Origin of the sequence: Wolbachia endosymbiont of Nilaparvata lugens (assembly GCF_007115045.1) — a bacterium.
Classification (GTDB): Bacteria; Pseudomonadota; Alphaproteobacteria; order Rickettsiales; family Anaplasmataceae; genus Wolbachia.
This window is the reverse complement of sequence record NZ_MUIY01000001.1, coordinates 562450-576773: the sequence shown is the minus strand read 5'-3', so window position 1 is coordinate 576773 and position 14324 is coordinate 562450. Positions and strand designations below refer to the sequence as shown.

Annotated in this window: 14 protein-coding genes, 2 tRNA genes and 2 pseudogenes; 16 read left to right on the top strand and 2 right to left on the bottom strand. The window is 33.4% G+C overall.

Annotation, left to right across the window (positions count from 1 at the left end; genetic code table 11):
* Positions 1–56 precede the first annotated feature (56 nt).
* The 6 genes from BWZ41_RS02945 (at position 57) to petA (ending at position 5499) form a co-directional block, all read left to right on the top strand.
* Positions 57–584: a biotin transporter BioY gene (locus tag BWZ41_RS02945; RefSeq protein ID WP_143689355.1), complete on the top strand. Its 528-nt coding sequence runs from the start codon at positions 57–59 to the stop codon at positions 582–584.
* Complete coding sequence (locus BWZ41_RS02940; RefSeq protein WP_143689354.1) at positions 581–979, top strand: DUF1284 domain-containing protein; 399 nt, start codon at positions 581–583, stop codon at positions 977–979. The genes BWZ41_RS02945 and BWZ41_RS02940 overlap by 4 nt, the downstream gene beginning before the upstream one ends.
* Positions 980–1047: 68 nt before the next feature.
* Positions 1048–1914, top strand: coding sequence for a tetratricopeptide repeat protein (locus BWZ41_RS02935; RefSeq protein WP_143689353.1), 867 nt, complete (start codon positions 1048–1050; stop codon positions 1912–1914).
* 64 nt (positions 1915–1978) lie between these two features.
* A tRNA-Val gene (locus tag BWZ41_RS02930) sits at positions 1979–2051 on the top strand.
* Positions 2052–2102: 51 nt separating this feature from the next.
* Positions 2103–4805: a DNA topoisomerase (ATP-hydrolyzing) subunit A gene (gene gyrA, locus BWZ41_RS02925; RefSeq protein ID WP_143689352.1), complete on the top strand. Its 2703-nt coding sequence runs from the start codon at positions 2103–2105 to the stop codon at positions 4803–4805.
* A 94-nt stretch (positions 4806–4899) separates the two neighbouring features.
* Entirely contained in the window at positions 4900–5499 is a 600-nt protein-coding gene (gene petA / locus BWZ41_RS02920; protein ID WP_006014178.1) for a ubiquinol-cytochrome c reductase iron-sulfur subunit, read from the top strand.
* Between the two features lie 93 nt (positions 5500–5592).
* Here the strand turns inward: petA and BWZ41_RS07660 are convergent, their stop codons facing one another.
* Positions 5593–5766 (bottom strand): hypothetical protein, encoded by a 174-nt coding sequence (locus BWZ41_RS07660; protein WP_206663876.1) that lies wholly within the window; start codon positions 5764–5766, stop codon positions 5593–5595.
* A gap of 93 nt (positions 5767–5859) precedes the next feature.
* On the opposite strand from BWZ41_RS07660, the pseudogene BWZ41_RS02915 reads away from it, so the two are divergent.
* A pseudogene (locus BWZ41_RS02915) lies at positions 5860–6341 on the top strand (transposase); the annotation flags it as partial.
* An 81-nt stretch (positions 6342–6422) separates the two neighbouring features.
* On the opposite strand, the gene BWZ41_RS02910 reads toward BWZ41_RS02915, so the two are convergent.
* A complete protein-coding gene (locus tag BWZ41_RS02910) occupies positions 6423–6893 on the bottom strand; it encodes a hypothetical protein (RefSeq protein WP_143689351.1) in 471 nt (156 codons plus the stop codon).
* A 160-nt stretch (positions 6894–7053) separates the two neighbouring features.
* On the opposite strand from BWZ41_RS02910, the pseudogene BWZ41_RS02905 reads away from it, so the two are divergent.
* The 9 genes and pseudogenes from BWZ41_RS02905 to ssb all read left to right on the top strand — a co-directional run bounded on the left by BWZ41_RS02905 (position 7054) and on the right by ssb (position 14315).
* Positions 7054–7845 (top strand): annotated as a pseudogene (locus BWZ41_RS02905) (IS5 family transposase).
* 596 nt (positions 7846–8441) lie between these two features.
* A complete protein-coding gene (gene elbB, locus BWZ41_RS02895) occupies positions 8442–9140 on the top strand; it encodes an isoprenoid biosynthesis glyoxalase ElbB (protein WP_143689350.1) in 699 nt (232 codons plus the stop codon).
* A 136-nt stretch (positions 9141–9276) separates the two neighbouring features.
* The gene (locus BWZ41_RS02890; protein ID WP_143689349.1) at positions 9277–9585 is read left to right on the top strand and encodes a hypothetical protein; all 309 of its coding nucleotides are present in this window, start codon (positions 9277–9279) and stop codon (positions 9583–9585) included.
* A 58-nt stretch (positions 9586–9643) separates the two neighbouring features.
* Positions 9644–10570 carry a 4-hydroxy-3-methylbut-2-enyl diphosphate reductase gene (gene ispH, locus BWZ41_RS02885; protein ID WP_143689348.1) on the top strand — a complete coding sequence of 309 codons (927 nt, stop codon included), beginning with the start codon at positions 9644–9646 and terminating at the stop codon, positions 10568–10570.
* 249 nt (positions 10571–10819) lie between these two features.
* Entirely contained in the window at positions 10820–12280 is a 1461-nt protein-coding gene (locus BWZ41_RS02880; protein ID WP_143689347.1) for a hypothetical protein, read from the top strand.
* Between the two features lie 4 nt (positions 12281–12284).
* Positions 12285–12893 carry a hypothetical protein gene (locus BWZ41_RS02875; RefSeq protein ID WP_143689346.1) on the top strand — a complete coding sequence of 203 codons (609 nt, stop codon included), beginning with the start codon at positions 12285–12287 and terminating at the stop codon, positions 12891–12893.
* The gene (locus BWZ41_RS02870) at positions 12890–13678 is read left to right on the top strand and encodes a hypothetical protein (protein WP_143689345.1); all 789 of its coding nucleotides are present in this window, start codon (positions 12890–12892) and stop codon (positions 13676–13678) included. The genes BWZ41_RS02875 and BWZ41_RS02870 overlap by 4 nt, the downstream gene beginning before the upstream one ends.
* A gap of 12 nt (positions 13679–13690) precedes the next feature.
* A tRNA-Arg gene (locus BWZ41_RS02865) sits at positions 13691–13764 on the top strand.
* A 68-nt stretch (positions 13765–13832) separates the two neighbouring features.
* Positions 13833–14315, top strand: coding sequence for a single-stranded DNA-binding protein (ssb, locus tag BWZ41_RS02860; RefSeq protein ID WP_006014313.1), 483 nt, complete (start codon positions 13833–13835; stop codon positions 14313–14315).
* The last annotated feature ends 9 nt before the right edge of the window (positions 14316–14324 follow it).

The window sequence follows — 14324 nt, the reverse complement described above, 5'->3', positions numbered from 1 at the left end:
GCAAAACCTCTTATACACATATATTACATTTAGTAAGTTATTTTTATTGGGAAGATATGTTTATAACACAATCAAGCAGTAGGTCAACACTGGCTGAAATATTGTCTTGCGTTTTACTTTTATTCTTGATGGCTCAAATAAGCATACCATTGCAGCCTGTGCCTATCACATTGCAAACTTTAGGATTAATGCTTATTGGGCTTAAATTTAACCGCAGAACAGCATTCTATTCTGTGCTTACATATCTATCACTTGGTGCAGCAGGATTTCCTGTTTTTGCGAATTTTTCTGGTGGTCATTACATTTTTCTCGGGCCAACAGGTGGATATTTGATTGGCTGTTTAGTTGCTGTTGTAGTAATGAGCAGAGTAAATGAATTACTGAACTCTAAATATAAATTATTTATGTGTAATTCTTTAAGTTGTCTGGCGGGTACAGTCGTAATCTTTATTTGTGGTATTAGTTGGCTTACTATTTACGTGGGTCTGAAACAAGCAATAATGGTAGGTGTTTTACCATTCATCCTTCCTGGTTTGGTAAAAATTTTTCTACTTGTAGCAGCTTTGCAGTATTTGAAAAAGTGATAAGGTTTCGTCCTCATCATTTTATGTGCACCCTTGCATTTCAAGGGTATGGGTATTCTCAGGGTTTTGTAGAAAATTATAAAAAGATAGCAAGTGAAGTGGTTAGCGATCCCAACACTCAAATCGAAGTAGTCGGCAATCTTGATAGTATCTGTAGTGCTTGTCCAAATCAGACAAAACAAGGTGAGTGCACCACACAAGCTAAAGTTTTAGAGCTAGATAGAAGGCATATGGAAATTTTAGGAATAAAAATTGGCAAAATTTTGACCTGGAGTGAAGCAGTAAAAAGAATTAGAAAGAAAATGTCTTTAGAGAAATTCGACTACGCATGTGAGGGGTGTAATTGGCAACCATATGGAATGTGTAGAAGTGCTCTTTTAACTCATTCTAAATAGTATCTGCCAATTAATAATATCTTTATTATTATATTAGATAAGTAATTTAGCATTTATGAATTTGTAATGTGTTACGTATAGTTCAAAGAAATAAGATTTACTGGTTACGCGCTGCAGCCAATGCCACAATACTAGGATCTATGTTTGTCTGCATGTTAATTTGCGTTGTGATTTTATGGAGGTCTTCTGTTACCTATGCTAGTGAAAATTTGGAGATACAGAAGGTCTTTGATAGTGTTGTCAAGCATATAAAAGCTGATAAACAATATAAAGATCTTGATGTTATCGAGAGAAAAAGTGACAAATTTAATATCAAAATTTCGCAGAATTCTGGCAAGAATTTTGACATATACTCTATTTTAAAAAAAGCAAAAGATTCCTTTGAGTTAGGAGATAGTGAAACAGCTACTTCTCTCCTCAATCAGATTATCGCAAAATTTCCTTATCATGAAAGTGCTTTAATTGGACTAGGGAATATCTATTACGCTAACAAAGAATTTAAAAAAGCTGTAGAGATTTACACAAGATTGTTAAAAGAATATTCTAGCAACCCTTATGTATTAAAGAATTTTCTGACGATAATCTCACAATATGATCCTAATTTAGCATTGAGTGAAATGTTGAAATTGTATGATATACTCAGAAATAGCGCCCCTTTATCAGCAAATTTAGGTTTGATCTATATGAAAAAAGGGGATTACGTAAAAGCTAAAGAATATATGAAAGCAGCAATTTCTTTAGATCAAAACAATATTTTTTATACCTATAATTTAGCTGTTATTCTAGATAAGCTCTCAGATTTTAAAAATGCCACAGCATGTTATTCAAAGTTGTTGAACATGTCAAAAAATGCAAGTGAAAGAATACCTTTATACAAGGTAGCAGCAAGGCTAAAATTTATACAACTCCATAGTGCGCACCCAGCGATTCCATAAGAGTTGCTTGTATCGCTATTTTTGTTTACAACAACAACATTGAACTATAGAATTATATCTAGAGGGGCAATTAGCTCAGCTGGTAGAGCATCTCGTTTACACCGAGGAGGTCGGCAGTTCAAGTCTGTCATTGCCCATTAGCCTAGTTGAATATTAATATTACAATTATTTCAATCAAAGTATAGAAAATGCAAGACAACATAGTACCAGTTTCAATAGTGAAAGAGCTAGAGGATTCTTATCTCTCCTACGCAATGAGTGTGATCATAAGTCGAGCTATACCTGATGTGCGAGATGGATTTAAACCTGTTCATAGGCGCATATTATACGCAATGTCGAGGGCTGGGTTCGATGCCGGTAAACCGTATAAAAAAGCAGCTCGTATAGTCGGGGATGTAATGGGAAAATATCACCCACATGGTGACATGGCTATCTATGACTCCTTGGTCAGGATGGCTCAAGATTTTTCTCTTCTTTTACCACTTATTGATGGGCAAGGTAACTTTGGTTCGATAGATGGAGATCCGCCAGCTTCAATGCGATATACAGAAGCAAGGCTCCACAGAGTGTCGCATTTTTTACTAAATGATATTGACGAAGATACAGTTGATTTTAGGCCAAACTATGATGGAAATGAAACAGAGCCTGTTGTACTGCCTGCAGAATTTCCGAATCTATTGGTAAATGGTGCAAGCGGTGTTGCAGTTGGTATGGCAACCAATATTCCTTCTCACAACCTTGGAGAAATAATAGATGCTTGTATGTTATATATAGATAATCCTGAAGTTACTTTGGATGAGTTACTTGAAGTGATGCCAGGACCGGATTTCCCAACTGGAGGAACGATTCTTGGAAGGTCTGGAATAAGATCAGCATTTGCAACTGGTCGTGGCTCAATTGTTGTGCAAGGCAAGACTCACATAGAAGACCTGCCACAAGATAGGCAAGCAATAGTGATTGATGAAATACCTTACCAGGTAAATAAAGTAAAATTAATTGAGAAGATAGGTGAGCTTGTAAAAGAAAAAAGAATTGATGGCATAACAGAAATTAGGGATGAGTCTGATAAGTCTGGTATTAGGGTAGTAATTGACCTCAGAAGAAATGCTGAAGCAAGTTTTATACTTAATCAAATATTAGGACTAACTCCTCTAAGAAGTAGTTTTAGTGTTAACACTCTAGTCCTCAACAATAACAGGCCTGCTTTGATGTCATTAAAAGAAATCATAGCTGCTTTTGTTGATTTTAGAAAAGAAGTATTAATCAGGAGAACAGAATTTCGTCTAAGAAAAACGAGGGAAAAAGCTCATATATACATAGGGCTCTACATTGCGGTCCTCAGCATAGATGAAGTGATAAAAATCATCCGTGGTGCAAAAGATCCTGTGGAAGCAAGTAGAGAACTTTTAAATAAAGAATGGAAAACTTCAGCTGAGATAAACACAATTATTGGATTAATCTCAGATAGCATGAGCTTTTTGAAAGACGGAGTGTATAGATTAACTGAGCTGCAAGCGAAAGCTATTCTTGACATGAAATTGCAACGTTTAACAGGCCTTGAAAAAGACAAATTAGAAGCTGAGCTAAGTTCAATGATCAACCTGATAAAAGAATATATCGCTTTTCTTGGCTCAGGAGAGAAGTTGATGAAAGAAATAAAAAACAATCTACAAGAAATAAAGAACAGATTTGCTGTGCCGCGAAAAACTTCAATAGAGGAATCAGATACGGACATTGAAGCTGAAGATCTAATTCCACAAGAGGATATGGTGATAACCGTAACTATGAATGGTTATATCAAGCGTGTGAAGCTTTCTCATTATAGAACTCAGCGTCGTGGTGGAAAAGGAAAGCTAGGACAAGGATTAAAAGAAGAGGATGTAACCACAAAATTATTTGTTGGGAATACCCACACTAGCCTTTTATTCTTTTCTAATATTGGCCGAGTTTATAGATTAAAAGTTTATAAGTTACCTCTTGCAGAGCCAACTGCACGTGGAAGAGCACTTGTTAATATATTCCCGCTTAGCGATGGTGAAACTATAACTAATATAATGCCATTACCAAGTGAAAATGACGAAAATCAAAACATAGTTTTTGCTACTGCTCATGGGAACATAAGGCGCAACTCTTTAGCGGATTTTCACTATATTCCAAGCAATGGAAAAATAGCAATCAAGCTCGATGAAGGAGATAAGTTAATATCAGTTAAAGTATGCAATGAAATTGATCATGTTTTTCTTTCAACAAGATTCGGCAAAAGTATCAGATTTGTTGTAAGTGATGTGCGTCAATTTAAAAGTCGCAATTCAGATGGCGTAAGAGGTATCAAACTTGCAAAGAATGACAGCGTGATATCTATGACCATATTAAATGGGATAGGTGTAGCAACAGAAACAAAAGAACTTTACTTAAAAGTTCCACTTGCAAAAAGACTGGGGACTGCAATTAATAACTCCTTTGATTCTAAATTGGAAAAGACTTTGAATGATTTAGGAATAGATAACGAATTATTCTTAAAACTTGCAGTGAATGAGGAGTTTATATTAACTATTACCGAAAATGGCTTTGGTAAAAGAACTTCTGCGTATGAGTATAGAATAACTAACAGGGGTGGTGTTGGTATCACCAATATTCTTACTACCAACAGAAACGGTAATGTTGTTGCTAGTTTTCCAGTTGAGCAGGGTGATAATATCATGCTTATTACAGATAAAGGAAAGTTAATTCGTATTTCAGTAAATGATATCAGAATTGCAGGACGTAGCACTCAAGGAGTCACTCTGTTTAAAACAGAGAGTAGAGAAAAGGTGGTGTCAGTAGCGAAAATTGAGGATCCCGATTCCACTGAAGATAGTATTTCCGAAATTGAAAACTCTGTTTCTTCTTAACTGTATAGCAAAGGTTAAGCAAATAGTGCAAATTTCTATTGATTAATCTATAATATTTAAATTAAAATATATGTCTATGTTCAAGTAGAGATTGATGGATAAGAAGTTAACTAAAAATAAAAAATCATTGACGAATGAGAAGAATAAAAAAACATCTCTTGTTAAAGATTTTGCCAAAAATAAGAGTAGAAGAGATTTTATCACATTAACTACGTGTGCCATGGCAGGTATAGGAGCTGCAAGCGGTCTTTGGCCATTGGTTAAGTCTATGAATCCTTCTGCTGAGGTTTTAGCGATGTCTACGGTTGAGGTTAATCTATCTGATATTCAAGAAGGACAAGGAAAAAAGGTAAAATGGCAAGGTAAGCCAGTATTTATCCGCAAGCGCACAAAACAAGAGATTGAGGCTGCAAGAGCCATAAATGCAGAAAATTTGAGAGATCCTGAATCAGATGAAAAAAGAGTATACAAAGGAAAAGATGAATGGTTAATTATGATTGGAATATGCACCCATCTTGGATGTGTACCAGTTGATCACGCTACAAAAGACGGCAACGGTTGGTTCTGCCCTTGTCACGGTTCATATTATGACACATCAGGCCGAGTAATTGGCGGTCCTGCACCAAAGAACATGGCTATACCTGACTACTTTTTTCCAAGTGAAAATATTGTAGTAATTGGCAAGAAGGCTTAACGGATTTTCATAATTAAAGTAATAAAAGTATATTGCATTTCAAGAAGCACACTGACTTCATAGGCAAAGCTCTTGAAGTCTATCAAGCTAATTTTATACTATGCACATATTCGGGTGATAATTAAGAAACTTGCCTGCCAAATCTTCAGAGTTGACAGCTAAATTTAAAACTTGCTCCTTTACGTCAGAAAAATTCTGACTAACTTGCTTAAAGTTATTTTCTAACTCTTCGAGGATGGAGCTGAAATTAAAAAAACTTTTCTGCATTTTATCAAGATTTTGAGTTATATAGCTTAATACATAAAGATAGAGACAAGAGGGGAAGAGATATGGTAAAGCAAGAAAAAGCTGAAAGTGAGGTTCTGGTTAGAAGTGTTAAACGACCTAAAAGAGAGAGGAGTAGAGGGTATTCTGATTGCATGTGTTAAAAAGTTTTCCTGCGTTATAAATAGCTAAAGCAGAAATGTATAGTACATCAGATAAGAAACTTACTGAAGCAGCAAAAACTTTCATAAGTGATCTGAAGAAAGTATATCAGGCTTCAAGCAGAGAAATCGCTGAAAATTATTTGCTTGAGCTGATGGGTGAAAAATATCCTTTGGTCATAAAATCGTGGCAAAACAATTGGAAAAATTTGTCTAGTATTCAGGGCCAGTTAGGCGGCTCCACTAATTCTATCGAGGAAGAAAATTTGCTAAAATCAAAGGTTCATTTACCAGCTTGTACAAGTTGGTATATTGTGCTATAAAAAGACAGAGCAAAATGGACTACAGCTTTGCCTTTTAACTATCTCTCAGCTCAATATTTTCTTTCCTAATAGATTAAAAATTGAGTTGAACTAAAAATCCGGTTTGAACACTCCCAAAAAGTAGCGTGCCACCCTTTCGATAGTAATTTTCACATCAAAACGCTCCTCAAATGTATCAACTCAGTCCACTCGATCCTATGATTCCTTCTCCACTCGCTCGTTCAGGACTTGGAATACCTAATTCAGAACTTGGCTTCATTGCTTCAACTTTCTCGTTAACCTTTTTTTCTACATCTTCTATGTCACTACCAATGAACATAATTGCAGATTGAAAGTCATTCATAAGTTCCTCAAGTGCTCCTTGATCATCTAGATGAGTACTAAGACCTTTGTTCAGAAGTCTACTCATATTATCTTCTGAAAATGTTTGAATAGTTCCATTCTTTACTAACTCTTGTATAGCAGATCGCTGCTCTTCATTTCGGAGCATTTCTATTATTTTTACTTTATTATTAAGAGTTGTTCTTTCTTCTCCAGTAGCTTTAAGACCCTGTTTTGTCAAATTGCTTATTAACTTTCCAAAATTATTCTCTCTTGCTTGAATTGTAGGTAATTTATCGATCACATCTTTCACAAAACTTTTCACTGCTTTTCCTGCTTCAACCGCACCTTCTTTTATCTCACCTCTATTCTGATATATAAGATAACCAATAGCAGCTATAGCAACTAGTGCTACAAACCCTAAGAACCTGTACGTGATCTCAAAAAAAGGATAGAATGAGAGGATAAAGTATATAAAGTAGGATATGCGAAATTTATATCCAAGTGATATAAGTCGAGAAAAGTTTGAGATTATTGTAGCAGATCTGGAGTCTTGCAGGAAGAGAACAAAGCCAAGAACACTTGATTTATATGATGTATTTTGTGGAGTATTATACGTCTTAAAAAGTGGCTGCCAGTGGAGAATGTTACCAAAAGAGTTTCCAAAATGGCGGAATTGTTACGACTATTTTAAGAAGTGGAGTGAAAAAGCAGATGCAAATAAAGAAAGTGTTCTGGAGCTGGTATTAAAAAAAAATAGTTGGCGTGGTCCGACAAAACAATGGTCGGAAAGAAAAAACCAGCTTCTGCATAATTGATGCACAAAGCGTAAAAAATGCAGATACTGCTGAAGAAAAAGGCTATGATGCAGGCAAAAAGTTTCAGGAATAAAACGCCATATTGCGTTAGATACGCAAGGTTTACCCCACGCAATTTATATAACAACGGCAGAAATAACTGATCGTAGTAGCGCTGTGAGAATGGTTAAAAATGCTAAAGAAAACCTATCTGAAGTTAAAAATATACTAGTTGATGCTGGCTACACAGGAGAAAATTTTGCAACACAAATAAAAGCAACTATTGGCGCTACCGTTGAAGTAATAAAGCGAAACGAATTACACACCTTTGTCGTATTGCCGAAAAGATGGGTTGTTGAGAGATCTTTTGCTTGGTTGCAAAAATGTAGGCGATTGTGGAAAAATTGCGAGCGGAAACTCAACACTAGCCTGCAAATGGTCGTTCTTGCTTTCGCTGCTTTGCTTCTGAAAAGATTATGAACAGGCTCTAAGAATGCTGCCCCACCAACAATTAATGCACCGGTCACTCCTCCTACTGTTAATAAACCTGCTAGTGCACCTGTTAGTGTTGTCACTGCTGCTCCACTTATCAATCCTTGAGCTAACAGTTGATTGCCTAAAGTTTCAAGCTCTTTCTCCATGCCTTTTACTTTATTTACTTGTTCAAGAAGTGTTTTTAATTGATTATCGTCTTTCTCAAGATGATCCTTTACAATATCTATTGTGACCTTCAAAAGATCTGGATTTTGCACCAGCAATTGAGACACATGTTTGATGGTTGATTCATTAAAAGTTTCACCTTTTTTTTCAAAGCCTTTCAGTGTTAATTGATCCTGCAATTTTTGTAACAAATCTTCTTTTTCACTAATATATCTTACTACATTTTCAATGAACCCGTCCGAATTGGTTGGATTTGCTGTACCACCTTGTACCATATTCAATTCCCATCAATTATAAATATGCCTAATTATACATACTAATTATTAATTATATTATAATTAACATAAAATAATTACTCCTTTCCAAATATGGAATTTATATTACAATACCTAGATTATATGAAATCAAGGTATTTTATGGGTGAGAAAAAATTAAGAGCTGCTGTGGTTTTATCAGGATGCGGCCACCTCGACGGTACAGAGGTGAGAGAAGCAGTCTTAACTCTGCTTGTATTTGATCAGCAGGAAGTTGAAGTCACGTGCTTTGCTCCTGATGTTGATATTACACAAGTTATGAACCACAAAACAAAAGAGGCGGTAAAAGAAAAAAGGAATGTACTTGTAGAATCAGCAAGAATTGCAAGAGGTGAGATAAATGATTTAAGAGAAGCTAAAGCTGAAAATTTTGACATGCTAGTCGTACCTGGTGGATATGGAGTTGCGAAAAATTTATCTGACTTAGCTGAAAATAAAACAGTAATGCCTGAGTTTGAAAGATTAGTCTCAGAGTTCTTTGTTGCAAAAAAGCCAATAGGAACTATATGTATATCTCCAGCCATTATTGTTTTAATTTTAAGTAGCAAGATAGGTAAAGAAGAAAGTAAGATTAAGGTAACTATAGGAGACGACAAAGACCAGTTGATAGAGAAGCTCGGCGGCGAACATATAACATGCGATACAAAGCTATCAATAGAAGACGAGAAGTATAATATATTTTCCTGTTCTGCTTATATGCGTAGTGATGAAAGTACATACTCTGTATATCAAGGAATAAAACACATGATTGACAGCATGGTGAAAAAAATTAATAAAAAAACCAAACAACCGTTTCTCTAAAGTGTAGTTTCTTATACAGTTAATTATGTTATACTTCCAGTTGCATTATTGTTATAGCCAAAGTAATCTGTAATTGCTTATTAAGGGCAAGCTATATTTAGTATGTAAGTTTAGTTCTTTTTTTATAGATGTAAATATGTCAGATCTTTTTTATATTGAAAGTGAGTGTTGTATAGATGGTCAGTGTGATACTTATGAAGGAAAAGTGAGTTTTAATGATGTCATGTTAGGCAAGTTTAGTCTAAATTCAGACAGTGAAAAAAAAGCTATAGTAAATCTAGACATCATTACATTCGATATCCATATTGCCATGGATGACCAAGATGGAAGGACAATAACAAGAGACCTCAAGGATCCTGAATTTGTAATTAAAGATGACGGTTCCTGGTATATTAATAAGAATCTTGGTAATGATAAATTTGAAATTATAGTAAAGCAGCTATGATATGAAACATAGTGAGCGGAGCTTACTTTTTAGCAATGTTTACATACTTACTTAAAAAATGGAGATTATCTTAGCTGAACCACGTGGTTTCTGTGCAGGAGTTAAAAGAGCTGTAGACATATTAGCAATTACTTTAGAGAAATACAAAAATGAACGCCAAGTTTATGTACTACACGAAATCGTTCATAATAAGTATATAGTAGAGGACTTCAAGAAACAAGGAGTGGTTTTTGTAAGCAGCATAGAAGACATTAAAGACAATAGAGGAATATTGATCTTTAGCGCACATGGAGTATCGAAAAGCATAGAGGATGAGGCAAAAAGAAAGGGTGTTCAAGTAATTGATGCAACATGTCCACTAGTTAGCAAAGTACATAAAGAAGCAAAAAGGTATGAGGATAGTGGTAAAGAATTAATTCTAATTGGACATGCAAATCATCCAGAAGTTAAAGGAATTATAGGAAGAGTAAGTAATCCTATATCTCTAGTGCAAACTATGCAAGACGTATACAATTTACAAATCAAAGATCCAGATAATTTATCTTATGTAACACAAACCACGTTAAGTATTGACGATACCAAAGAAATTATTGCTACACTGAAGCTCAGATTTCCAAGCATTACAGGCCCCGACTTAAAAGATATATGCTATGCAACACAAAATAGGCAGAACGCTGTTAAAAAATTGGCTAAAATTACAGACGTAGTGTTAATTGTAGGAAGCAAAAACAGTTCAAATTCAAACCGTTTATTAGACCTGTGCATTTCCACAGGAAAAAGAGCCTATTTGATTGATAATTATAAATGTATGAACAAAAATTGGTTGCAGGGCGCAGAAAAAATAGGAATTACTGCAGGTGCTTCTGCTCCTGATATATTAGTTGATGAGCTAGTAAATTACTTAAAAATAAATATGAATACAAAAGTTTCAGTCATGCCAGATGGATTCACTGAAAATGTTCAGTTCAAGTATACTAAATGGTAATGTGCAACAACGTGCGTCAAATCAAGTCTTTAGCTCAATTCAATTTTCAGTCTGTTGGAGAATAAAATATCAAGCTGAGATATAATTAATCCTCGTTTGTCAGGTTAAGTTGTGTCTAGCACAAATATAAAAAACCTTCATCATACAAAAGGGTTAATATTACTACTAATTTTATCAAAAACTTATAATATAAGTAATATTGTCATCTAATGTTTAATGAATTTCAATAAATTACCTTTTTAATTCTAGATGAGTATACACTTTGTTAATATGTTTGGGTCAAAACCCAAAAGTAAGTTTATGCTTTCTATAGGAAAAGAAGGCACAATGTTACTATATTTTAAAAATGATACTTTAAATAAAAGATATTTTGCTAAGGACAAAAATAATAAAGTTGTTTCTGACTTAATTTCATGTCTCTCATCAGATAAAAAAGCACCCTTATATCTGGTTCTCAATCACACTGATCAGAACTATTTGCTACAGTCTATCCCAAGAGTAAATAGGATTAGTGCTTATCTATCAGCAAAAACAAAAGTAGAGCATTTTGCTCATAATAACGATATAAATTCTATTCTCTTGGTCGAAAAGCCGAATAAATTTAATCAAAACTGGTGGTATCTACTTGTTTCATCAAAAGCAAATCATCTAATAGAATATTGGTTGGACGTGTTTGTTGAAATAGGATCTAACTTTAAAGGAATATTAATGTTTCCTATAGAACTAGTCAGTATAGCAAAAAAGATTCTACATAAAGATCCTAGTAACTGGAAAATTATAGTTGCTGCAACTAAAACAGGTGGCTATAGACAAGTGGTTCTTAAAGAGAACAAAATGATATTTACACGTTTAATACCATTTACTAATGATAATTTACCAGGAATCATTGCTGGTGAAATATATCAGGAAGTGAAAAATACAATTCAATCTTTAACTAAGTTTGGATTTGAAAAAAATGACCCTGTTGACCTCTGCATTATAGTATCAGAAGCTATTAAATCTAGTTTATCAGTTATAAATTTTTCAGAGAATAGTGTGAACATATTGACTCCATATGAGCTAGGTAAAATATTGGGAACAGAATTAGCTATAAGCGAAAAAGATAGCTTTTGTGATACTATAATTTTGTTCCATAGCTTTAAGGATAAGCCAATAAATATTTTTAATACAAAAGAAACTAAAGAATTTTATCTATTTAATTATCTTTATTTAAATTCTCCTCAATTTTTTCTATACCTTGTCTTGGTTCTAGTTATAGTTAACACCTTTTGTTTGCGAAATTTGTATTCTAATTTCAATATTGCTGATAATTTATCTGCGAGACAGAGCATTTTAAATAATAAACTAGCAAAACTTAGTCAAAGCTATAATGTAAAAAAGATAGATGAAGTTTATGATTTTATTAATATAAATAATATTTTAGCAAAAATAGAGTACTCTCCTCTCACGCAAGTTAAGTATGTAGAAAAGTTAAAAGTATCAGGTGTAGAGCTTCAATTATTTGAGTGGAATTATAATGAGGCAAAAAGTTATATTACCACAACTTTAAGGTTTAATTTTCAATCTGGTAAAGACATTTCTTATCAATACGAGAAACTACAGGAAAACTTAAACGATAATTTTCGTACCCATGATGTTAGTATTTCTAGCTTACCTACTACTAAAGAGAAAAATCTATCTATTGATATTGAAATAGGAGAGGCAATGTAAACTGATGATTATCTCTCAATTAAAAAGAAAAGCCGCAATTCATTTTATATCTTACTTATCGTTATCTATTGTATTAATAGGGTTATCAACGTGCTTTATTATCTATAACAAGAAGGTTTATAATAAAAATCAAGTTGCGATCGAGGAAATACGTTCTATTAACTTACAGATTACTGAAATTCAAAAAAAGGAAGTTATTCTAAATAAAAATCTAGATTTATGGAAAAGAATTTCTTCTTCAAATTTGCATAGTAGTAGATATATTGCAAATTTAAATTTTGAGCTTAACAAGCTATATAAAAGATACTACATATTAGAACCTGAAATATCAATTTCTATACCTAAAGAAGCCGGATTCCACAGTAAAAATGAACGCACAAAAGTAATAAGAAGTGAAGTGGTTCTAAGTTTAAGCTCAATTAGCGATAAGCATATTTTTTTCTTTCTACAGTCTATTCCAAATCTGCCTGGTTATGTTATGATCAGATCTCTTACCTTGAATAAGCAGAGAAATATAGATGCTGCAATTATAAACCAGATTTTAAGTGGTAATATGATAGAGATAGTGAGAGCTAGTATAGTTTTTGATTGGTATACCATATTAAGTAAATGAATATAAAGTTGTTTTTTATTTTTACGCTGCTATTTTTTAATGTTAGTGCATATTGCAATTGCGAAGATCTTGTAGAAAATATAGGGATTTGTAAAAAATATTCTTGCCAACAGCATATTAGTAATGAAGATTTTATTGAGCATAAAATATTAGGGTTAAATAGTGAAAATTTATGTGTCTATATAGAAAGACAAGGCAATGATGAAATGGTCTGTCATCATTCCAATAATGGAATGATTATAGAAAAGAAGTACTTAAAAAGTATTTTAAAAGTTGGAAATCAAGAAATAAATGACTTTATTGATATAGCAAATTTGCGTGCGAAGGAGTGTTTTTTTATCAACAATTATTATATAGATCGAGACGATATAATAAAAGAGGCAGCAGAGAGTACTTTATCGCAATATGGTAACATAAAAAGCATTTTTTTTGATGAAGAGCAGGTTAATAGAATAGTTAGTGAGATGGAAAAGTTTAACTTACAGTCTTCAGGAGTTACAGAGGAAGAAAATTTCAATTGTAAAGTAGTCAGTTTAGATTCAATTTTATACTTTTCCCCCGATACATGGAAAATATGGGTAAATGGAAAGTTGTTCATAAATACTAAGGATTTAAAAGTGCAATCAGTAACTGAAAATTATGTAACTTTTTCATGGGCTGTAGACCAAAAGATAACAAAAGAACGGATAAGCAATTCTAAAAATATACATTTTGGACATGGAGGTATTATGTTTACGCTTTATCCAGAACAAAAATTTGATTTAGATAGTTTATCTATTAAATAATCTAATATATCTGCGTTTGTAGCTCAGTTGGATAGAGCGTTGCCCTCCGGAGGCAAAGGTCGTGGGTTCGAATCCCTCCAAGCGCGTTTTTAATTAAATTTGACAATAATACTCTCACATAAGATAATAAAAAGATTTATTTTAAAGCATAATTATGTCCAGTGGTACTATAAATAAAGTCATATTAGTTGGTAATTTAGGAAAAGATCCTGAAATTAGGACTACACAAAATGGAAAAGAGATGGCAAGTTTTTCGATAGCCACGTCTGAAAGTTGGACTGACAAATTTTCTGGTACTCGCTCTGAAAAGACAGAATGGCATAATATTGTAATTTTTAGTGAAGGACTAGTAAAAATTGTTAAAGACTTTGCACGGAAAGGTAGTAAAGTGTACGTTGAAGGCTCTCTGAGAACTAGAAAATGGACTGACCAAAATGGTAGTGAAAGGTATACGACAGAGGTAGTGCTATATAACTTTAATAGTGCCCTTACCCTTTTAGATTCACGAAACAGTATGTCAAATTCTGATTACAAACCAAGTGAATACAAACAAAATGAAACAGAACAAAAAGATAAACACGGAAGTTTTGACAACGATATAAAAGACGAACTAATCGATGATGAAATACCATTTTAATAACTTCAA

Excerpts from the sequence above, each read along its gene's own strand:
- BWZ41_RS02945 (WP_143689355.1), top strand. The coding sequence starts at position 57 with ATGTTTATAACACAATCAAGCAGTAGGTCAACACTGGCTGAAATATTG.
- gyrA (WP_143689352.1), top strand. The coding sequence starts at position 2,103 with ATGCAAGACAACATAGTACCAGTTTCAATAGTGAAAGAGCTAGAGGAT.
- petA (WP_006014178.1), top strand. The coding sequence starts at position 4,900 with ATGGATAAGAAGTTAACTAAAAATAAAAAATCATTGACGAATGAGAAG.
- BWZ41_RS07660 (WP_206663876.1), bottom strand. The coding sequence starts at position 5,766 with ATGCAGAAAAGTTTTTTTAATTTCAGCTCCATCCTCGAAGAGTTAGAA.
- elbB (WP_143689350.1), top strand. The coding sequence starts at position 8,442 with ATGGGTGAGAAAAAATTAAGAGCTGCTGTGGTTTTATCAGGATGCGGC.
- BWZ41_RS02890 (WP_143689349.1), top strand. The coding sequence starts at position 9,277 with ATGTCAGATCTTTTTTATATTGAAAGTGAGTGTTGTATAGATGGTCAG.
- ispH (WP_143689348.1), top strand. The coding sequence starts at position 9,644 with ATGGAGATTATCTTAGCTGAACCACGTGGTTTCTGTGCAGGAGTTAAA.
- BWZ41_RS02880 (WP_143689347.1), top strand. The coding sequence starts at position 10,820 with ATGAGTATACACTTTGTTAATATGTTTGGGTCAAAACCCAAAAGTAAG.
- BWZ41_RS02875 (WP_143689346.1), top strand. The coding sequence starts at position 12,285 with ATGATTATCTCTCAATTAAAAAGAAAAGCCGCAATTCATTTTATATCT.
- BWZ41_RS02870 (WP_143689345.1), top strand. The coding sequence starts at position 12,890 with ATGAATATAAAGTTGTTTTTTATTTTTACGCTGCTATTTTTTAATGTT.
- ssb (WP_006014313.1), top strand. The coding sequence starts at position 13,833 with ATGTCCAGTGGTACTATAAATAAAGTCATATTAGTTGGTAATTTAGGA.